This window comes from Aurantimonas manganoxydans SI85-9A1, assembly GCF_000153465.1.
Lineage (GTDB): Bacteria > Pseudomonadota > Alphaproteobacteria > Rhizobiales > Rhizobiaceae > Aurantimonas > Aurantimonas manganoxydans.
Genome location: NZ_CH672387.1, coordinates 653,176 through 670,071, shown reverse-complemented (window position 1 = coordinate 670,071; position 16,896 = coordinate 653,176). Strand labels below are relative to the sequence as shown.

Annotated in this window: 14 protein-coding genes; 11 read left to right on the top strand and 3 right to left on the bottom strand. The window is 69.3% G+C overall.

Features of this window, described 5'->3' with window-relative positions; genetic code table 11:
- Positions 1-32: 32 nt before the first annotated feature.
- The 7 genes from SI859A1_RS03270 to SI859A1_RS03240 all read left to right on the top strand — a co-directional run bounded on the left by SI859A1_RS03270 (position 33) and on the right by SI859A1_RS03240 (position 8,354).
- Entirely contained in the window at positions 33-941 is a 909-nt protein-coding gene (locus SI859A1_RS03270; RefSeq protein WP_009208438.1) for an ABC transporter substrate-binding protein, read from the top strand.
- The gene (fhuB, locus tag SI859A1_RS03265; RefSeq protein ID WP_009208437.1) at positions 938-2,923 is read left to right on the top strand and encodes a Fe(3+)-hydroxamate ABC transporter permease FhuB; all 1,986 of its coding nucleotides are present in this window, start codon (positions 938-940) and stop codon (positions 2,921-2,923) included. Before SI859A1_RS03270 ends, fhuB begins: the two co-directional genes overlap by 4 nt.
- Entirely contained in the window at positions 2,920-3,696 is a 777-nt protein-coding gene (locus tag SI859A1_RS03260) for an ATP-binding cassette domain-containing protein (protein ID WP_009208436.1), read from the top strand. The genes fhuB and SI859A1_RS03260 overlap by 4 nt, the downstream gene beginning before the upstream one ends.
- A 163-nt stretch (positions 3,697-3,859) precedes the next feature.
- Positions 3,860-5,059, top strand: coding sequence for a tonB-system energizer ExbB (gene exbB / locus SI859A1_RS03255; protein ID WP_040325135.1), 1,200 nt, complete (start codon positions 3,860-3,862; stop codon positions 5,057-5,059).
- A gap of 4 nt (positions 5,060-5,063) precedes the next feature.
- Positions 5,064-5,531 carry a TonB system transport protein ExbD gene (gene exbD / locus SI859A1_RS03250; RefSeq protein ID WP_009208434.1) on the top strand — a complete coding sequence of 156 codons (468 nt, stop codon included), beginning with the start codon at positions 5,064-5,066 and terminating at the stop codon, positions 5,529-5,531.
- 4 nt (positions 5,532-5,535) lie between these two features.
- Positions 5,536-6,486 (top strand): energy transducer TonB family protein, encoded by a 951-nt coding sequence (locus tag SI859A1_RS03245; protein ID WP_040325133.1) that lies wholly within the window; start codon positions 5,536-5,538, stop codon positions 6,484-6,486.
- Positions 6,487-6,608: 122 nt separating this feature from the next.
- Positions 6,609-8,354 (top strand): ABC transporter ATP-binding protein, encoded by a 1,746-nt coding sequence (locus tag SI859A1_RS03240; RefSeq protein WP_009208432.1) that lies wholly within the window; start codon positions 6,609-6,611, stop codon positions 8,352-8,354.
- Positions 8,355-8,411: 57 nt separating this feature from the next.
- Here SI859A1_RS03240 and SI859A1_RS03235 read toward each other — a convergent pair whose 3' ends face one another.
- Positions 8,412-9,539 carry a siderophore-interacting protein gene (locus SI859A1_RS03235; RefSeq protein WP_161600104.1) on the bottom strand — a complete coding sequence of 376 codons (1,128 nt, stop codon included), beginning with the start codon at positions 9,537-9,539 and terminating at the stop codon, positions 8,412-8,414.
- A gap of 237 nt (positions 9,540-9,776) precedes the next feature.
- Between SI859A1_RS03235 and SI859A1_RS03230 the strand changes: the two genes are divergently transcribed.
- Together SI859A1_RS03230 and SI859A1_RS03225 are read left to right on the top strand one after the other, a co-directional pair.
- A complete protein-coding gene (locus SI859A1_RS03230) occupies positions 9,777-10,625 on the top strand; it encodes an SDR family oxidoreductase (protein ID WP_040325131.1) in 849 nt (282 codons plus the stop codon).
- Positions 10,600-11,658, top strand: a complete 1,059-nt coding sequence (locus SI859A1_RS03225; protein WP_244400885.1) for a glycosyltransferase family protein — start codon at positions 10,600-10,602, stop codon at positions 11,656-11,658. Before SI859A1_RS03230 ends, SI859A1_RS03225 begins: the two co-directional genes overlap by 26 nt.
- On the opposite strand, the gene SI859A1_RS03220 is transcribed toward SI859A1_RS03225, so the two are convergent.
- Positions 11,646-12,839 (bottom strand): glycosyltransferase family 4 protein, encoded by a 1,194-nt coding sequence (locus SI859A1_RS03220; protein ID WP_009208428.1) that lies wholly within the window; start codon positions 12,837-12,839, stop codon positions 11,646-11,648. The two genes, SI859A1_RS03225 and SI859A1_RS03220, sit on opposite strands and share 13 nt — an antisense overlap.
- Complete coding sequence (locus SI859A1_RS03215) at positions 12,836-13,882, bottom strand: glycosyltransferase family 4 protein (RefSeq protein ID WP_009208427.1); 1,047 nt, start codon at positions 13,880-13,882, stop codon at positions 12,836-12,838. The genes SI859A1_RS03220 and SI859A1_RS03215 overlap by 4 nt, the downstream gene beginning before the upstream one ends.
- Before the next feature lie 60 nt (positions 13,883-13,942).
- Between SI859A1_RS03215 and SI859A1_RS03210 the strand changes: the two genes are divergently transcribed.
- Both SI859A1_RS03210 and SI859A1_RS03205 read left to right on the top strand, forming a co-directional pair.
- Positions 13,943-16,024, top strand: a complete 2,082-nt coding sequence (locus SI859A1_RS03210; RefSeq protein ID WP_009208426.1) for an HAD-IIB family hydrolase — start codon at positions 13,943-13,945, stop codon at positions 16,022-16,024.
- Positions 16,021-16,884 carry a glycosyltransferase family 2 protein gene (locus SI859A1_RS03205; RefSeq protein ID WP_009208425.1) on the top strand — a complete coding sequence of 288 codons (864 nt, stop codon included), beginning with the start codon at positions 16,021-16,023 and terminating at the stop codon, positions 16,882-16,884. Before SI859A1_RS03210 ends, SI859A1_RS03205 begins: the two co-directional genes overlap by 4 nt.
- The last annotated feature ends 12 nt before the right edge of the window (positions 16,885-16,896 follow it).

Here is a 16,896-nt window from a genome sequence, read left to right as displayed (position 1 = left end):
AATCAACACGATACGCCGAAGGCCGCGGCCCGATGGTGATCGACAGACGTGCGCTTCTGGGGGGAATCGCCGCGACGGCCGTCACCGTTCGCGCCGCCCGGGCGACCGTGATGCCGGCGCCCCGGCTCCGCATTGCCTCCCTCGATTACGCGCTGACGGAGACCCTGCTGACGCTCGGCCATCCCCCGATTGCCCAGACCGCCGCAGGCGACTGGGACGAGTGGGTCGTCGAACCGGCGCTTCCGGCGGGCGTCGCCGATCTCGGCTCCAGCCTGCAGGTCAATTTCGAGCGCCTTGCGCTGCTCGAGCCGGACCTGATCCTCACCACCGACTATGTCGCGCGCCAGGAGACGGCGCTTGCCCGCATCGCGCCGGTCGAGCGCCTGACCATCTATCAGGAAGGCACCGATCCCCTGCAGCGCGCCCGCGACGTGACGCACACCCTGGCCGAACGCACCGGCCGCCAGGACGCGGCCGACGCCTTCATGGAGAACATCGACGCAACCTTCGCGGCCTGCGCGCGTCGGCTGGCCAGGCTGTCCCTGCCGCCGGTCTATCTCGTCGCCTTCATGGATACGCGCCATGCGCGGATCTTCGGCCGGCATGGCCTCTACCAGTCCGTCCTCGACCGCTTGGGCGTGACCAACGCCTATGAAGGCGAGACCAATTACTGGGGATTTGCCACCGTCGGCGTCGAGACGCTGGCCACTGCCAGAGACGTGCGGCTCTTCGCCTTCGAGCCGCTGCCGCCGACCCTGATGCAGACGCTCGGCGCCAGCCCGCTCTGGCGACAGCTTCCCTTCGTGAAGGCCGGACAGGTTACCGTGCTGCCGCCCACGCTGATGTTCGGCGCACTGCCCTCGGCGCTGCGCTTTGCCGAGCTTCTCACCGAGGCGCTCGCCGGTCCAGCGGGCCAGGCCGGGGATGGCGCCCCCGCATGATCCTGTCGCAGAGCCTGACCGGCCCGGCCCGTTTCAGTGCGGCGCTGGCTCTTGTTGCCGCCGTGCTGACGGTCGCCGTCGTCGCCGGCCCGATCGCGCAATTATGGGCGGGCGCGCCGACGGGCGGCTACGATCCGGCCCGCATCCTGTTCCTTCATGCCGAGCTGCCACGGCTTGCGATGGCGGTGCTGTGCGGCGCCGCCCTGTCGGCATCCGGCGCGATCCTGCAGCAGGTGCTGCGCAATCCCCTCGCCGCGCCGACGACGCTCGGCATCGATGCCGGTGCCCGGCTGGCGCTGGCCCTGGCGACCCTGTTCGCGCCGGCCCTTTTCGGCTTCGGACGCGATCTGGTGGCGATCGCCGGCAGTGTCGCCTCGACGCTGATCGTCTTCTTTCTGGTGCGGCGTAATTTCTCGGCGGTCTCGCTGATTCTCGCCGGTCTGGTCGTCAGCCTGTATTGCGGCGCGCTGTCGGCGATCCTGATCATGATCAAGGACCGCTATCTGGTCAGCCTGTTCATCTGGGGCGCCGGCTCGCTGGCGCAGCAGAGCTGGCAGCCGACCATCGACCTGGCGATGCGGCTCGCCGTTCTCGTCGTCCCGGCGTGGCTGCTGGTGCGGCCGCTGTCGCTTCTGGAACTCGGCGATGCCAGCGTCGCCTCGCTTGGCCTGAACGTCACCCGGATCAGGATCGGCGCGATCGGCCTCGCCGTACTCCTCGCCGGCTTCGTGACCAGCGCGGTCGGCGTCATCGGCTTCATCGGCCTCGTCGCGCCGATCCTGGCACGTCTGGCCGGTGCCCGGCAGTTCGGTGAGCGGCTCGTCTGGTCGAGCATCATCGGCGCATTGCTTCTGCTGGCGACCGACTGTGCGGTCACGCTGCTGTCGGGCGTCTCGGCGGAATTCCTGCCGACCGGCGCGGTGACCGCGATCTTCGGCTCGCCGCTGCTGCTCTTTCTCCTGCCGCGCCTGCGCGCCAGCGTCCGCCCGCCCTTCGAAGCCTCCGTCCCGCAGGCAACCGCCCGCTTCTCCCCTGCCCTCAGGCTTGCCCTGTGCGTGACCCTCGCCCTTTCTCTCGTGGCAGTTCTCTTTCTCGGACGCGACGCGACCGGTGCCTGGCAGATCCTGCCCCCGGATGCCTGGACGGAGATCCTACCCTGGCGCGCGCCGCGCCTCATCGCGGCGGCCGCCGCCGGTGCCATGGTCGCGGTCGCGGGCTTCATCTTGCAGCGCCTCACCGGCAACGAGATGGCCAGCCCGGAGGTTCTGGGCGTAAGTGCCGGCGCCGCCTTCGCCTTCGCGCTGTCGCTGTTCGTCTTCGATGATCTCGGCCTTCTCGGCGAAAGCCTGGTGACAAGCCTCGGCGGCCTCGCCGTCCTTGTGGCGATCATAGTCTATGCCCGGCGCACCGGCTTTTCGCCGGAGACGATCCTTCTCGCCGGCATCGCGCTCAATGCCCTTCTCGATGCCTTTGTCGGGGTGCTGGCGGCCGGCGGCGACCCCCGCGCCTTCATCCTCGTGGACTGGATGGGCGGCTCGACGCAGGGCCTCACCATGGCCGACGCGATCCCCATCGCCATTGCCGGCCTCGTTCTCGTCGCAGCAAGCCTGCCGGTGCTGCGCTGGCTGGCGATCCTGCCGCTCGGCGACCGGCAGGCCGCCGCGCTCGGGGTGCCGCTGGCCTATGCCAGACCCTGCCTTCTGGTGCTGGCCGCACTGCTGACCGCCGCCGCCACGCCGATCATCGGACCGCTGACCTTCGTCGGCCTGATGGCCCCGCATGTCGTCCGCATGCTGGGGATCCGCCGCCCCTTGCCGACGCTGCTCGTCGCGGCGCTGGCCGGTGCGGCGATCATGGCAGTCGCCGATTTCTTCGGGCGCACCATCGCCTTTCCCTACCAATTGCCGACCGGGCTGGTCGCCGCCCTCGTCGGCGCCCCCGTCCTGCTGATCCTTCTCGGCCGAAGAGGTTCGACATCATGACCGCCGCCTTCACCCTCGACGCTGCCAGCTTCAGCGTTCCGGCGCGCACGCTGCTGGCGCCGCTGTCGCTCGAACTCGGCCAGGGCACGGTGACCGGGCTCGTCGGTCACAACGGCTCCGGCAAATCGACGCTCCTGAAACTTCTCGCCCGTCAGCTTCGCCCCTCCACCGGCGCCATCGCCTTCGACGGTCGCCCACTCGACGCATGGGGTGACCGGAAACTTGCCCGCCGGATCGCCTATCTGCCGCAGCACACGCCGCTCGCGCCGGGCATGCTGGCGCGCGAACTGGTCGCGCTCGGCCGCTACCCCTGGCACGGCGCCCTCGGCCGATTCGGGCCCGCCGACCGGGACAAGGTCGAAGAAGCGATGGCGCTGACCGACACCACGGCCTTCGCCGATCGCTTCGTGGAAAGCCTGTCGGGCGGCGAACGCCAGCGCGTCTGGCTGGCCATGCTGGTCGCCCAGGATGCCGGCTACCTGCTGCTCGACGAGCCGATCTCGGCCCTCGACATCGCCCACCAGATCGAGGTCCTCTCGCTGGTGCGCGACCTCTGCGATCGCCGCGGCGTCGGCGTCATCGTCGTCCTGCACGAGATCAACATGGCGGCGCGCTTCTGCGACGAGATCATCGCGCTGAAACAGGGGCATCTCGTCGCCCGCGGCGCCCCGGCCGAGATCATGACACCGGCCTGCCTCAAGGCCATCTACGGCATCCCAATGGACGTCCTGGCGGAGCCTTCGGGCACGCGCAAACTGGCCTTCGCGCGGTGAGCCGGAGACCCGTGGACAACCATCGGGCTCAAAGTTGACTATTACTATCAGATTATATTAAGCGCTGCGCAACGCGCCCATTTCCGTGCCCGGCAGCCGACCGCGTCCGGCCGGTCCTGGCGGGACAGTGACCGGGCAATGCCCGAAAGACGAACGGCCGATCATGACCCATTTTTCTGCCTGCAGGTCCGTCCTGCCCCGGCTTTCCATCGCAATCGCCCTGGCCCTCGCCGTCATGGCGACGCCGCAAATGGCGGATCGGGCCATGGCGCAGGACGCCCTTGACAAGTCGCCCGCAACGGCCGAGCCGACCCAGCCGGCGCCGACGGCAGCGCCTGAAGCGGCACCCGAGGCCGAAGCTCCGACCGGCGTTTCCGCTGCAGAGACCGAGGCAACGCAAACCGCCCCGGCAGCCCCGGCGACACCAGCGACGCCGGCAGCCCCTGCCGAAGCGCAGCCGGCCGCACCAGCTGCTGCCGAAGCGGATACCGCGGTGACGAACGAGGTGACGACGCCCGCTCCGTCCACCGCCGCGCCGTCAGTCCCGGCCTCCGGCACGGCGCCGGTCGAGCCAGCCGAAGCAGCCGCAGACGCCCCGTCGGCGGAGCCGGCCCTCGCCCCCGCCTCGCCGGTCGCTTCCGACGAACGCAACGCGACGCTGCCCCACGATCTGTCGCCCATGGGCATGTTCATGGCCGCCGACTGGGTGGTGAAGGCCGTGATGATCGGCCTCGCCTTCGCCTCGCTGGTCACCTGGACCATCGGCCTGTCCAAGGCGATGGAACTGGCACTTGCCAAGCGCCGCGCACGGGTCGGCGTGCGCCGTCTCGCCCGCGCCGAGACGCTGACCGAGGCGCTGACCGCGAACCGCCGCCGCTGGCGCGGCCCGGTGGCAGCCCTTGCCCAGAGCGCTGAAGCGGAGCGGGCACGGTCCGCCGACCTGTCCGACGACGGCATCAAGGAGCGCGTCTCGGTTGCGCTGTCGCGCATCGAGGCCGGCGCCGGCCGCTCGATCTCCCGCGGCACCGGCATTCTCGCCACCATCGGTTCGACGGCCCCCTTCGTCGGCCTGTTCGGCACCGTCTGGGGCATCATGAACGCCTTCATCGGTATCAGTCAGGCCAACACCACCAATCTCGCCGTCGTCGCGCCCGGCATTGCGGAAGCCCTGCTGGCCACCGCCATTGGCCTCGTCGCCGCCATTCCGGCGGTCATCGTCTACAACGTCTTCGCCCGCTCCATCGCCGGCTATCGCGCCGTCCTGTCCGACGGCTCGGCGCTGGTCCTGCAGCACCTGTCGCGCGACCTCGACCGTCGCCACACGACCCGGGAGGCGGCGCCGTTGATGGCCGCCGCGGAGTAGGCCGATGGGGATCAACCTCAACCAGGGCGGCGGCGACGATCTGGGCGGTGCCGGCGAACTCTCCGAGATCAACGTCACGCCCTTCATCGACGTGGTGCTGGTGCTGCTGATCATCTTCATGGTCGCCGCGCCGCTCTCCACGGTCGACGCGCCCGTCGACCTGCCGCTGTCCAATGCCGAGCCGCAGGAGCGGCCGGACGAGCCGATCTATCTGACGGTCCAGGCCGACAACACGCTGCTGATCGGCGAGAACGAGGTCGATCCCGCAGCGCTGGCCGAAGGGCTGGATGCCGCCACGGGTGGCAATCGCGACGAGCGCATCCTGCTGCGTGCCGACGGCGCCATCGCCTATGGCGACCTGATGGAAGTGATGAACCAGCTGCGGACCGCCGGCTATCTGAAGATCGGTCTCGTCGGCCTTGAGGATACCGGCGCGGGCGTCGCCACGGCGGCAGTTCCGGGGCAGGACTGAGCCCATGGCCCGCGACGGCGATCGCATCCCCTTCGGCGACGGCACCCGGCCACTGCGCGCCGGCCTCGTGCGCTGGCCGCTGGCCGCGCTGCTCGTGGTCGCGGCCCATGGCGCCGTCGCCTATGCGGTGCTCGCACGGGTGCCCGACGAGCCGCCGGCCGGTAACGAGCAGGCCCCGATCTTGATCGAGCTCGCCGCGCCCGCGGCAACGCCCGACATCGCCTCCACCGAAGCCGTCACCGAGCCGGAAGCGACCGAGACGCCGCCCGAGATCGAGACGCCCGAGCCCGAAATCGAGCCGGAGCCTGAGCCGGAGCCTGTCGCTGAACCCGTTCCTGAACCGGAGCCGGAAGAGCGGGTCGAACCCGAGCCGACGCCGGAGCCCACCCCTCCCGACGTCGAGGAACCGGAAACGCCGGAGCCCGAGCCGACACCTGAGCCCGCGCCGGAGCCGGAGCCCGTCGTCGAGGCGGCGCCGGATGTCGTGCCGGTGCCCACCTTCCGCCCGACCCCGCCGCCGAAGGTCCGGCAGGCCGTGCGCGAGAAGAAGCAGGAGATCAAGCCGCGCAAGCCCCGCCAGAAGGTCGAGCGCAAGACGCCGCGCCGCCAGGTGAAGAAGGCCGCGCCGCCGCCCTCGACCGCAACGAAGGGGCGCAAGCAGCAGCAGGTCTCGCAGGGAGCAAGGGTCTCGCGTTCGGCGCTGACAAGCTGGCGCAACGCCGTGCAGGCCCGGCTCAACCGCTACAAGCGCAGTCCGCGCGGCGGCGGGTCCGGCACCGTGACGGTCTCCTTCCGCATGGATGGCAACGGCCGCGTCACCTCGGTGCGGGTCGCAGGTTCGGCCGGCCGGATCCTCGACGATGCGGCGGTCTCACTGCTGAGACGGGCCAGCCCGTTCCCCGCGCCCCCCGGCGGCAAGGGGGTTTCGCTGACGGTGCCGATCCGCTTCCGGTAAGTTCGCATTTGCCACGCGGACCGGCGTACCCGCCCCAATCGAAGAAACGCGCGACCGGACGGGCGCCGCGGCAGCAGCCGTGCCGCCCGTCGCGGCGCACCAGAGATGAAGACGAGGCCCCGATGCTTGCGCGGTTCTTTTCCTATTATGCCCCGTGGCGCGGCCTGTTCGTTCTCGATTTCGGCTGCGCGGTGCTGGCCGGCCTCCTGGAACTCGCCTTCCCGATCGCGGTGAAGGTGTTCATCGACACGCTGCTGCCGAGCGGCGAGTGGAACCTGATCATCGCCGCGGCAGTCGGGCTCCTGGCGATCTATCTGCTCAATACGGGCCTGATGGCGGTGGTCACCTATTGGGGCCACATGCTCGGCATCAATATCGAGACGGAGATGCGCCGCCGCGCCTTCGATCATCTCCAGAAGCTCTCCTTCGGCTATTTCGACAACCAGAAGACCGGGCATCTCGTCGGCCGCCTGACCAAGGATCTGGAGGAGATCGGCGAGATCGCCCATCACGGGCCGGAGGATCTGTTCATCGCGGTGATGACCTTCCTGGGCGCCTTCGTCCTGATGCTGTTCGTCCATGTCGACCTGGCGCTGATCACCGCCGTCGTCGTGCCGGTCGGCACCATCCTGACCGTGCGCTACGGCGCCCGCATGACCGACACCTGGCGGGCAATCTACAGCAGCGTCGGCGCCTTCAACGCCCGCATCGAGGAGAATGTCGGCGGCATCCGCGTCGTCCAGGCTTTCGCCAACGAGGATCACGAGCGCGCGCTCTTTGCCCGCGACAACGCGCAATATCGCGGCCGCAAGCTGGACGCCTATCGCATCATGTCGGTCAGCCAGTCGCTGAACTATCTGTCGATGCGGCTGACCCAGGTGATCGTCATGGTCGCCGGCACCTATTACGTTATCGAGGGCGACCTGACGAATGGCGGCTTCGTCGGCTTCCTCCTGCTGGTCGGCGTGTTCTTCCGCCCGGTCGAGAAGATCGCCGCCGTGCTGGAGAGCTATCCGAAGGGCATTGCCGGCTTCCGCCGCTATTGCGACTTTCTCGACACCGAGCCCGACATCGTCGACCGGCCGGGCGCCCGCGCCGTCGACAGGCTCGCCGGCGACATCTGCTTCTCGAACGTCCACTTCACCTATTCGACCGGCCATCCGGTGCTGAACGGCATCGACCTGTCGGTGAAGGCCGGCGAGACGATCGCCTTCGTCGGCCCGTCAGGCGCCGGCAAGACGACGATCTGCGCGCTGGTGCCGCGCTTCTACGATCTGGTCGAGGGCGCCATCACCATCGACGGCATCGACATCCGCGACTTGCAGCTTGCCGCGCTGCGCAGCCATATCGGCGTCGTGCAGCAGGACGTCTTCCTGTTCGGCGGCACCATCCGCGACAACGTCGCCTATGGGCGGCTCGATGCCGGCGACGCGCAGATCTGGGAAGCGCTGGAGCGCGCCCATCTCGCCGACACCGTGAAGCGTCTGCCGGACGGCCTCGACACCATCGTCGGCGAGCGCGGGCTGAAACTGTCGGGTGGCCAGAAGCAGCGGCTGTCGATCGCCCGCATGTTCCTCAAGGATCCGGCGATCCTGATCCTCGACGAGGCAACCTCGGCGCTTGATACCGCGACCGAGCGCGCCATCCAGACGGCGCTGGCCGAGCTCGCCAGGGGCCGCACCACGCTGGTCGTCGCCCACCGCCTGTCGACCATCCGCCACGCCGATCGCATCGTCGTCGTCGATGCCGGTCGGATCGTCGAGGAGGGCGCGCATGACGCCTTGCTGCAAAAAGACGGAGCGTATCGCCGGCTGGTGCTGGCGCAGGAACAGGACGTCGTGCGTCCGGCGATCCTCGCGGCGGAATGACTCATCCGGGCGGGCTGCGGCCAGCCATCTCAGGCCGTTCGGGAGATGCCTTTGCGGCTAGCGATGCACGCCGCCGGTTGCCGGCTCGGCCTCGCCGCGCCAGTAGGCGACGACCAGATGGTCGCGCGCCTTCAGCCCCCAATGGCGACGGCAATGGTGGCGCAGCCGCTTGAACGCCTTGAACTCGCAGCCGATCCACACCGACGTGCCGGCCTGCGACGGCCAGTCGAGCGCCACGACGGCCTCTTCCAGGAGTGTCGTCGTCCCGGCAGCCCGGCCTTCGCGGTTCAGCCAGACCAGTTCGAAGCCCGCCGGATGGGCGAGCGACTGGATCTCGCCGGCATCCTCGACCTCGATGATCGCCGTGCCGACGGCATCGGCCGGCATTTCTTCCAGCATCCGGGCGATCGCCGGCAGGGCGGTCTCGTCGCCGGCCAGCAGCATGCGCTCGGCCGGGACCGCGCCGCCGCCGCCCGGACCGATCATCCCCACCGGATCGCCGGGCTGGACCGCGCGGGCCCAGTCCGAGCCGGGGCTTTCGCCATCGTGCAGCACGATATCGATGTCGACGAAGCCGGCACCGGGGTCGATGTGCCGGATCGTGTAGGTCCGCAGCACCAGCTTGTCCTCGCCTTCCGGCCAGGCCGGAATGCCCGACGGCACGGCACTCGGCCAGACCGGCTTGCGCCCCTTCGGCGGGATCAGGATCTGGATGTGCAGCCCGCCGCTTTGAAACCGCGCCAGATCGTGGCCGGTCAGGCGCACCCGGCGCAGCTTCGGCGTCACCTGCCACGCGTCGACGACCCGCATCTCGCGGAACTGCGGCAGCTCGGACGTGCCCTCGCCGTCGCCTGACCATGCGATCTCGACATCGGGGCCGAAGAATTCGCGCATGTTCCAGGCGATGAGATATTTCATGTTGGCAAGCGCGCCGCGGTCGCTGGCATCGGCGCAGGCGGCCAGCGCCTCGCCGCGGCCCTCGATCCGCGCCCGCGCGCCATAGAGGTCGAGCGCCAGGCCGTCGCCGGGCTGGCGGGACGGCGGCATGTGATCGGCCAGGATGCCGGCGAGATGATCGAGGAAGCCGGCCGGCGTCTGGGTGGCGATCTCCACCGCGGCGCAGAACTTGGTTTCCGCCTCGCGTGCGGGGGTGTCGTCACCGTCGGGCGCGCAGGACGTCACCATGGGAGGCCTCGCAGCCGGACCGCCGCGCAGGACCGGACGCGGATGCTGCACGGCCATTTCGGCCAGCCGATGCCGCTCCGATGATTATCGGTCATGTCCGTTCCCCGTGTTTGCCCCCGTCAGGGCGGGTATAATAACATGACTTTTATAGTCAAGTTCTTGCGGCCGACGAGGGAACGGACCGCCGGCCTTCTGCGTCTTCCCCGGAAAGCGGACGTCGAACAGAAGGATAGCCAGATGACGAGTTCCATTCCCGCCCAGCACCAGGACGCCACACCGGGCCGTGAGAGCGAGATGACGCCGGCGCCGGACTACATGCCCCGCTACCCGAGCTCCGGGCGGCTCGACGGCAAGGTGGCCCTGATCACCGGCGGCGACAGCGGCATCGGGCGCGCCTCGGCGGTGCTGTTCGCCCGCGAGAAGGCGAAGGTCGCGATCCTTTATCTCGAGGAGGACGAGGACGCCGAGGAGACGAAGAGCGCCATCGAGGCGGAGGGCGCCGAATGCCTGCTGATCCGCGGCGACGTGCGTGACAAGGCATTCTGCACCGATGCCGTGAAGCGGACGGTCGAGGCGTTCGGCGGGCTGGACGTGCTGGTCAACAACGCCGCTCACCAGATGGAGGAGAACGACCTGCAGAACCTCTCGCAGGCCGAACTCGCCAAGCATTTCGAGACCAATGTCTACGGCTATGTCTACATGATGCAGGCGGCGCTGGATCACCTGCCGGACGGTGCGGCCATCGTGAACGTGACCTCGGTGAACAGCTACAAGGGCAACGATTCCCTGATCGCCTATTCCTCCACCAAGGGCGCGATCACTGCCCTCACCCGCTCCATGGCCAGCAACCTCCTTGACCGCAAGATCCGTGTGAACGGTGTCGCACCGGGGCCGATCTGGACGCCGTTCATTCCCATGTCGATGCCGGCCGACAAGGTCGAGGGCTTCGGGGAGCAGGCCCCGATGAAGCGGGCCGGACAGCCCAACGAGATCGCCCCGTCGGTGCTGTTCCTCGCCTGCCAGGACTCCTCCTACATGACCGGCCAGGTCCTTCATCCGAATGGCGGCTACATCGTCGGGGCGTGACGGCGTGACGCTCCCGGACGGGACAGAGCGCAGCGCGGCTCCGCTGGCCGCTGCGCCGGAAACCCGGCTGCCGCGTTGCCCCGTCTGCCGCGCCCGCGACATGCGCAAGAGCGAGCGCGCCGCCCGCCACCATGCGGCCTGGCGCGAATGTGGCCATTGCGGTCTTCTCGCAGACGCGGCCGCCCTCGCATCGGGGCGGCTGCCGACCCTGATCGATGCCCGCCTGGCCGGCGAGCGTTTTAGTCTGGCGCCGGACGATCCGTTCTTCGTCGAAAGCTACAGCGCGCGGACCCTGGCGCTGTCACGCGGGCTCGTCGCCAGCCCGGTGAACGACGAACAGCGGGCCGCCTTGAGCAATCCCTATACGGAATGCCCGGCCATCGCCGACATCCATCCACTCGCCGCATCTCCTGCGGTCCCGGTGTCGCTCGTCGTCATCTGCCGTCCCGGCGACCTCAGCAATCTTCGCGATCAGCTCGGCCCGGTCGCCAGCGTCCTCGACGATCTCTGCATCGTCATCGACGAACCGCCCACGGCCGGGACCATTCCACCGGCAGACTGGCCCGAGACGATCCGCATCCTGCAACGGCCCCTCGCCGGCGATTTCGCGGCCCAGCGTAATGCCGGACAAGAGATGGCCCGGCACGACTGGGTGCTGCAGCTCGACGCCGACGAAACCGTGGGTGAGGAAACGCTCGCGGCCCTCGGCCATGTCGCGGCTCTCGCCGACGCGGGCGGCTGCCTCTCCGTCGGGCTCGCGCGCCGCAACCGCGTGGACGGGGTCCTCTCCGACCTCTTCCCCGACATCCAGTACCGCCTGAACCGTCGCGTCGTGCGCTACGCGGGCAAGGTGCATGAACGACCGGCCCTCGCCGGCGGATGGCGCGACAGCTTCATCGCGCCGAACCTCGTCATCGAGCACCATCTGTCCCGGGCCCATGTCGAACGACGCTCCGAGCGCTACGAGGCGTTGCAGCCCGGCAAGGGGCGCCTGTTCGAGCGCGATGCGCTGTTGACGCCCTATGCCGACTGACGCCGGAACTCCCTCGCCGCTTCGTAGAGCGCCAGCGTCTCCTTGCCGAGCGTCTGGCGGGTAAAGCGCCCTGCCGCCGCCACGGCCCGACGATGAAGTTGCAGGCGCAGATCGGCGTCGCCCAGGGCCGGGCGCAAGACATCGGCAAGGGCCGCGCCTGAGGCGTCGGCGGCCAGAAGACCGGCGCCACTGTCGCCGACGACCCGACGGGCGGATGGGTCCACGGACAGCCCGATCACCGGTCGCCCGAAGGCCAGCGCCTCCTGATAGACGAGGCCGAAGGACTCGTAGCGCGATGGCGCGACGACCAGATCGGCCTCCCGGTAAGCCGCATCGAGCGCCGCGTCGTCGAGCCGGCCGTGCAGCGTGAGACAGGAGCGGGCACGATCGTCGAGCGGCGGCAGGTCTTCCGCGCCGATCCCCACGAGATCGAGCCGGAAGCGCGGCAATGCTCCAGTGGCGACTTCGTCGGCAAGGATCGCCAGCGCCCCCATCAGACAATCGAAGCCCTTGCGCGCCTCGGCGCGGCCGACGGAGAGCAGGCGCAGTTCCTCCCCCGCCGGCGGATAGGGCGCCCCGGCCGCGCGCGCCAGGCGCTCCGGCGGCAGCGACAGGCCGATGACCGCCTGCGGCGCGGCCTCGTCGAGCCCGTAGAGAGCCCGCACCTTCTCGCCATGGCTCTGCGTGTTGAAGATATGGCCGGCCGAGCGCCGAGCGGTCGTCGCCTCCAGGCGGCAGGCATAGCGGCCGTCCATACGGTCGCGCAGGCCGCCGGAGATGGCGCCGGTCGAAATCGCCGGCGTGGAATGGCGAGTGACGAAGGGCAGGTCCGGAATCCGGCTGGCGAACGCCCCCGGCGCGTACCAGTTCGTCGCCTCCAGGCAGTCGAAGGGCCTCTGCCGATGATCCGCCGCGATGCGGGCCGCGAACCACCGCGGCGCCACCAGATGACCGATCGCCGCCCGTCGCCGCAGCCAAGGGCCGGCCCCGCCTTCGGGCGGCTGGCAGCCGATCACCCGCACGCCCTCGATCACTTCGCTGCCCTGCCGGTCCAGCGTGTAGACATGGGCCTCCGCGCCGGCCGCCGCGAGGCTTTCGGCGATCTCGCGGGCGGCGACGGCAAGGCCGCTGGCGCTCGGCGGATAGTCCCAGGCGATCAGCGCAGTGCGAAGCCGGCTCATCGGGCCAGAAGCTCGCGATAGAGCCGCAGATAGTCCTGGGCCATCCGCCTGGCGGTGAACCGCGCCTCGAAACGCGCGCGGATCGCATCGCGGTCGAGATCACCGACCTTCCGCAGCGCGTCCGCCGCCTCGGCCTCGTTACGCACCACGAAGCCGGTGACGCCGTCCTCGACGATCTCGGGCACCGAGCCCCGGTCGAAGGCGATCACCGGCGTGCCGCAGGCCATCGCCTCGATCATCACGAGGCCGAAGGGTTCGGGCCAGTCGATGGGAAACAGCAGCGCCGTCGCCGCACCGAGCAATGCCTGCTTGCCCGCATCGTCCACCGGACCGATGAACCGGGCGTCCTCGCCGAGCAGCGGCGCGACCTTCTCGTCGAAATAAGTGGGATTGCCGACGTCGACGGCCCCGGCCAGCCGGATCGGTATGCCCGCAGCCTTTGCGATGCGGATGGCGGCATCCGGCTGCTTCTGGTCGGTCATCCGGCCGACGAAGGCGGCATATCCACCCCCCCCGCCCCCCGGGCGATAGCGGCTTTCGTCGAGGCCATGATGCACGACGCCGGCCCGGTTGGCGGCCGGAATCCGATCGAGCTGGCTTTGCGAAATGCCCGCCACCGGCAGGTCGGGAAAAGCCGCGAAGAACAGCTCCCGGTCGAGTTCGTCGACGCGCCAGTGGATGGTGGTCAGCGAACGCCGCCGCCGCTCGCCCAGAAGCGCCGCATGGAAGAACTCGCCATGGCAGTGGACGATGTCGAAATCGCTTAGCCGTCTGCGCAATTCTTCCATCTGGACCGCCTCCAGAACCTGCGGGATCGAGGGCGGCACGGACCCATGGCGCTCTTCCAGCCCCTTCAGGCTCGGCAGCGTACCGATGCGCGGAATGTCGCACCGGCTGTCGGAGGGGGCGAAGAGGGTGACGGAGACCCCCAGCGAATCCAACGCCTTGGACAGATCGTGAACGATCCGTTCCGTCCCGCCGGACAGATCCGGCGGCGTCGGAAAAATGTTAGGGGCGACCTGAGCGACTCGAAGCGGTTTCATCGCCGGCCATATGGGCGGTCAGACCATTTCGTCAGTATCCAAACGGAAGAGGTAGGCGCCTTGTTCGTCGTACACGTCGCTCTTCAGGGCTGCCTCCGGGCAACCGATGTCAGCTACGGCCTGACCCCGGACACGGGCGGCCACATCAAATATCTGCTCGAGCTGGTGGCGGCCCAGGCCAGGACGCCCGGCATCGACCGTATCGTCATCGCCACGCGCGGCTTCAACAGCGAGTATGGCGACGAGTACCGGCCGGGCTGGGAGCGGATCGACGACAAGGTCGAGATCCTCCGGCTGCCGACCGTCCGTCCCGAATATCTGGCGAAGGAAGAACTCTTCACCGAGACCACCAGCTTCGCCGAGTATCTGCTGGAGTGGCTCGGCGACCAGCCCGAGGCGCCGACCTGCCTGCACGCCCATTACGCCGATGCCGGAACCGTCGCCGAACTGGTGCGCGCAAAGACCGGCATTCCCTTCCTGTTCACCGGCCATTCGCTCGGCCGCGTCAAGCGCGCGGCGATGAGAACCGGCGAGATGCCGGCGGAGACGGCCGCCGTCCTCGACCGGCGCATCGCCATCGAGGAACGGACCTTCGCAGCCGCCGACCTCGTCATCGCCTCGTCGCGCGACGAGGCCGAGGTCCAGTACGCCGCCTATGACAGCTACGAGCCGGGCAAGATCCGGATCATCGAGCCCGGCAGCGATCTCGACGCCTATCGCGGCGCGACCACCACCGATGCGGTCGATGCGATGATCGCGCCGTTCCTCCGCGAACCGGACAAGCCGGTCGTCCTGGCGATCGCCCGGCCGGTCGCCAAGAAGAACCTGCCGATGCTCGTCGAAGCCTTCGGCCGCGATCCCTGGCTGCGCGAGAACGCCAATCTGGTGATCGTCGCCGGCACCCGCGGCGATCTCTGCGAGCTCGGCGAGGAAGCCGCCGGCCAGATGCGCGCGATCCTGGAGGCGATCGATCGCCACGACCTCTATGGCCGCGTCGCGGTGCCCAAGACCCATCGGCCTGCGGACATCCCGGCCCTCTACGCCCATGCCCGCGCCCGCGGCGGCATCTTCGTCAATCCGGCGCTGAACGAGCCCTTCGGCCTGACCCTGCTCGAAGCGGCGGCAAGCGGGTTGCCGCTCGTGGCCACCGACAGCGGCGGCCCGAACGACATCATCGAGCGCTGCAACAACGGCCGCCTCGTCAACCCGCACGAGCCCGACGCCATCGCCGGCGCCTGCCGCGCCATTCTCGAAGACCCGGCGCTTCACGCGACCTACGCCGCCAACGGCGCCAGGGCCGTGGACGCCTATGACTGGACCCGGCATGCCGAGCGCTGCCGGCAACTGGTCGAACGGCTGGTCGCAGGTGCCAAGCCGGCGCAGATCATCCACCAGCCGCAGCTGCTCGTCTGCGACATCGACAACACGCTGACCGGCTCGGACGCCTGCATCCAGGCCTTCACCCGCTGGCATGCCCGCGAAACCGCGCTCGACTTCGCGGTCGCGACCGGACGCTCGCTGCACAGCGCGCTCTCGATCCTCGAACAGCAGGCCGCGCCGAACCCGAAGATCATCATCTCCTCGGTCGGCACCGAGATCTATTTCCTCGAACCGAACGGCGTCACCTACCGCCGCGACCGCGACTGGAGCCGGCGCATCGCCACTGGCTGGCAGCGGCGGCGGATCGCTGCCGCTCTGGCGAACTATCCGGGCATCGCCCCGCAGGCGCCGCTGGAACAGCGCGCCTTCAAGCTGAGCTATCTGGCCGAGGGCGACCGCAGCATCGTCGCCGGCATCCGTGCGCATCTCCAGCGCCGCGGACTGGCCGCCGCCGTCATCCACAGCCATGGCCGCTATCTCGACATCCTGCCAGTCACCGCGTCGAAGGGCGCGGCGATCACCTATCTGCGCCAGCGCCTGTCGCTGCCCGACGAGGCGGTCTTTGCGGCCGGCGACAGCGGCAACGATATCGAGATGCTGCGCTCGGTGCCGCAGTCGATCATCGTGGCGAACTATTCCGACAGCCTCGCCAGCCGGTCGGACCTGTCCCATTCCTATGTCGCGCGGCAGAGCCACGCCCGCGGCATCATCGAGGGCGTGACGCATTTCCGGACCCGCGCCGGACGGGCGCCGATCCAGTGACGGTCAGCGTCCTCACCCTGACCCGCAACCGGCGGCCGCATCTTCTGAACCTGATGGAGAGCCTGCGCCAACAGACCCGCAAGCCGGACGAACTCGTCATCGCCTGCATGCAGCCGGCGATCGAGCCGGACCTGCCGGAGATCGGGATCCCGGTGCGCCAGTTCACGGTGCCGGGCGAAGCCCTGCCCCTGGCCGCGGCACGCAATCGCGCCGCCGAGGCGGCGACGGGCGAGACGCTGATCTTCCTCGATGTGGACTGCGTCGCCGCACCTGGCCTCGTCGCGCGCTTCACTGACGCCTGCGCGCAGACCGACGGCTTCTTCCTCGGCGAGGTCCTGTATCTGCCGGGCGGCGCCATCGACGGCGCGCTCGACTTCGACGCGCTCGACGCCGTCGGCATCGTGCATCCGTCCAAGCCGGACATGCCCCGCGCCGGCTTGCGACGCGAGGCGAATACGGGCGAGTTCTGGGGGCTCTCCTTTGCGGTGCGCAAGGCCACCTGGCAGCGGCTCGGCGGCATGGACGAACGCTTCATCGGCTATGGCGGTGAAGAGACCGATCTTGCCGCGCGTCTCGATCCGGCCGGCGTGCCGCTCTACTGGACGGCCGGGGCCCGCGCCTATCACCAGCACCACACCGTCCATGTGCCGCCGCTGCCGCATTTCGACGCCATTCTGGCCAATGCCCGCCGCTTCCATGCCAAGCATCGCCGCTGGTGCATGGATTACTGGCTCGGCCAGTTCGCTGATCGGGGCCTGATCGACTGGGACCCCGCTGGCGACGAGATCGTCGCGCGGCGCCGGCCGACACCCGAAGAGATGGCCGCCGCCCGCCAGCCGGACAGCGTCCGCTTCAGCTAGGGCACGAAGCGG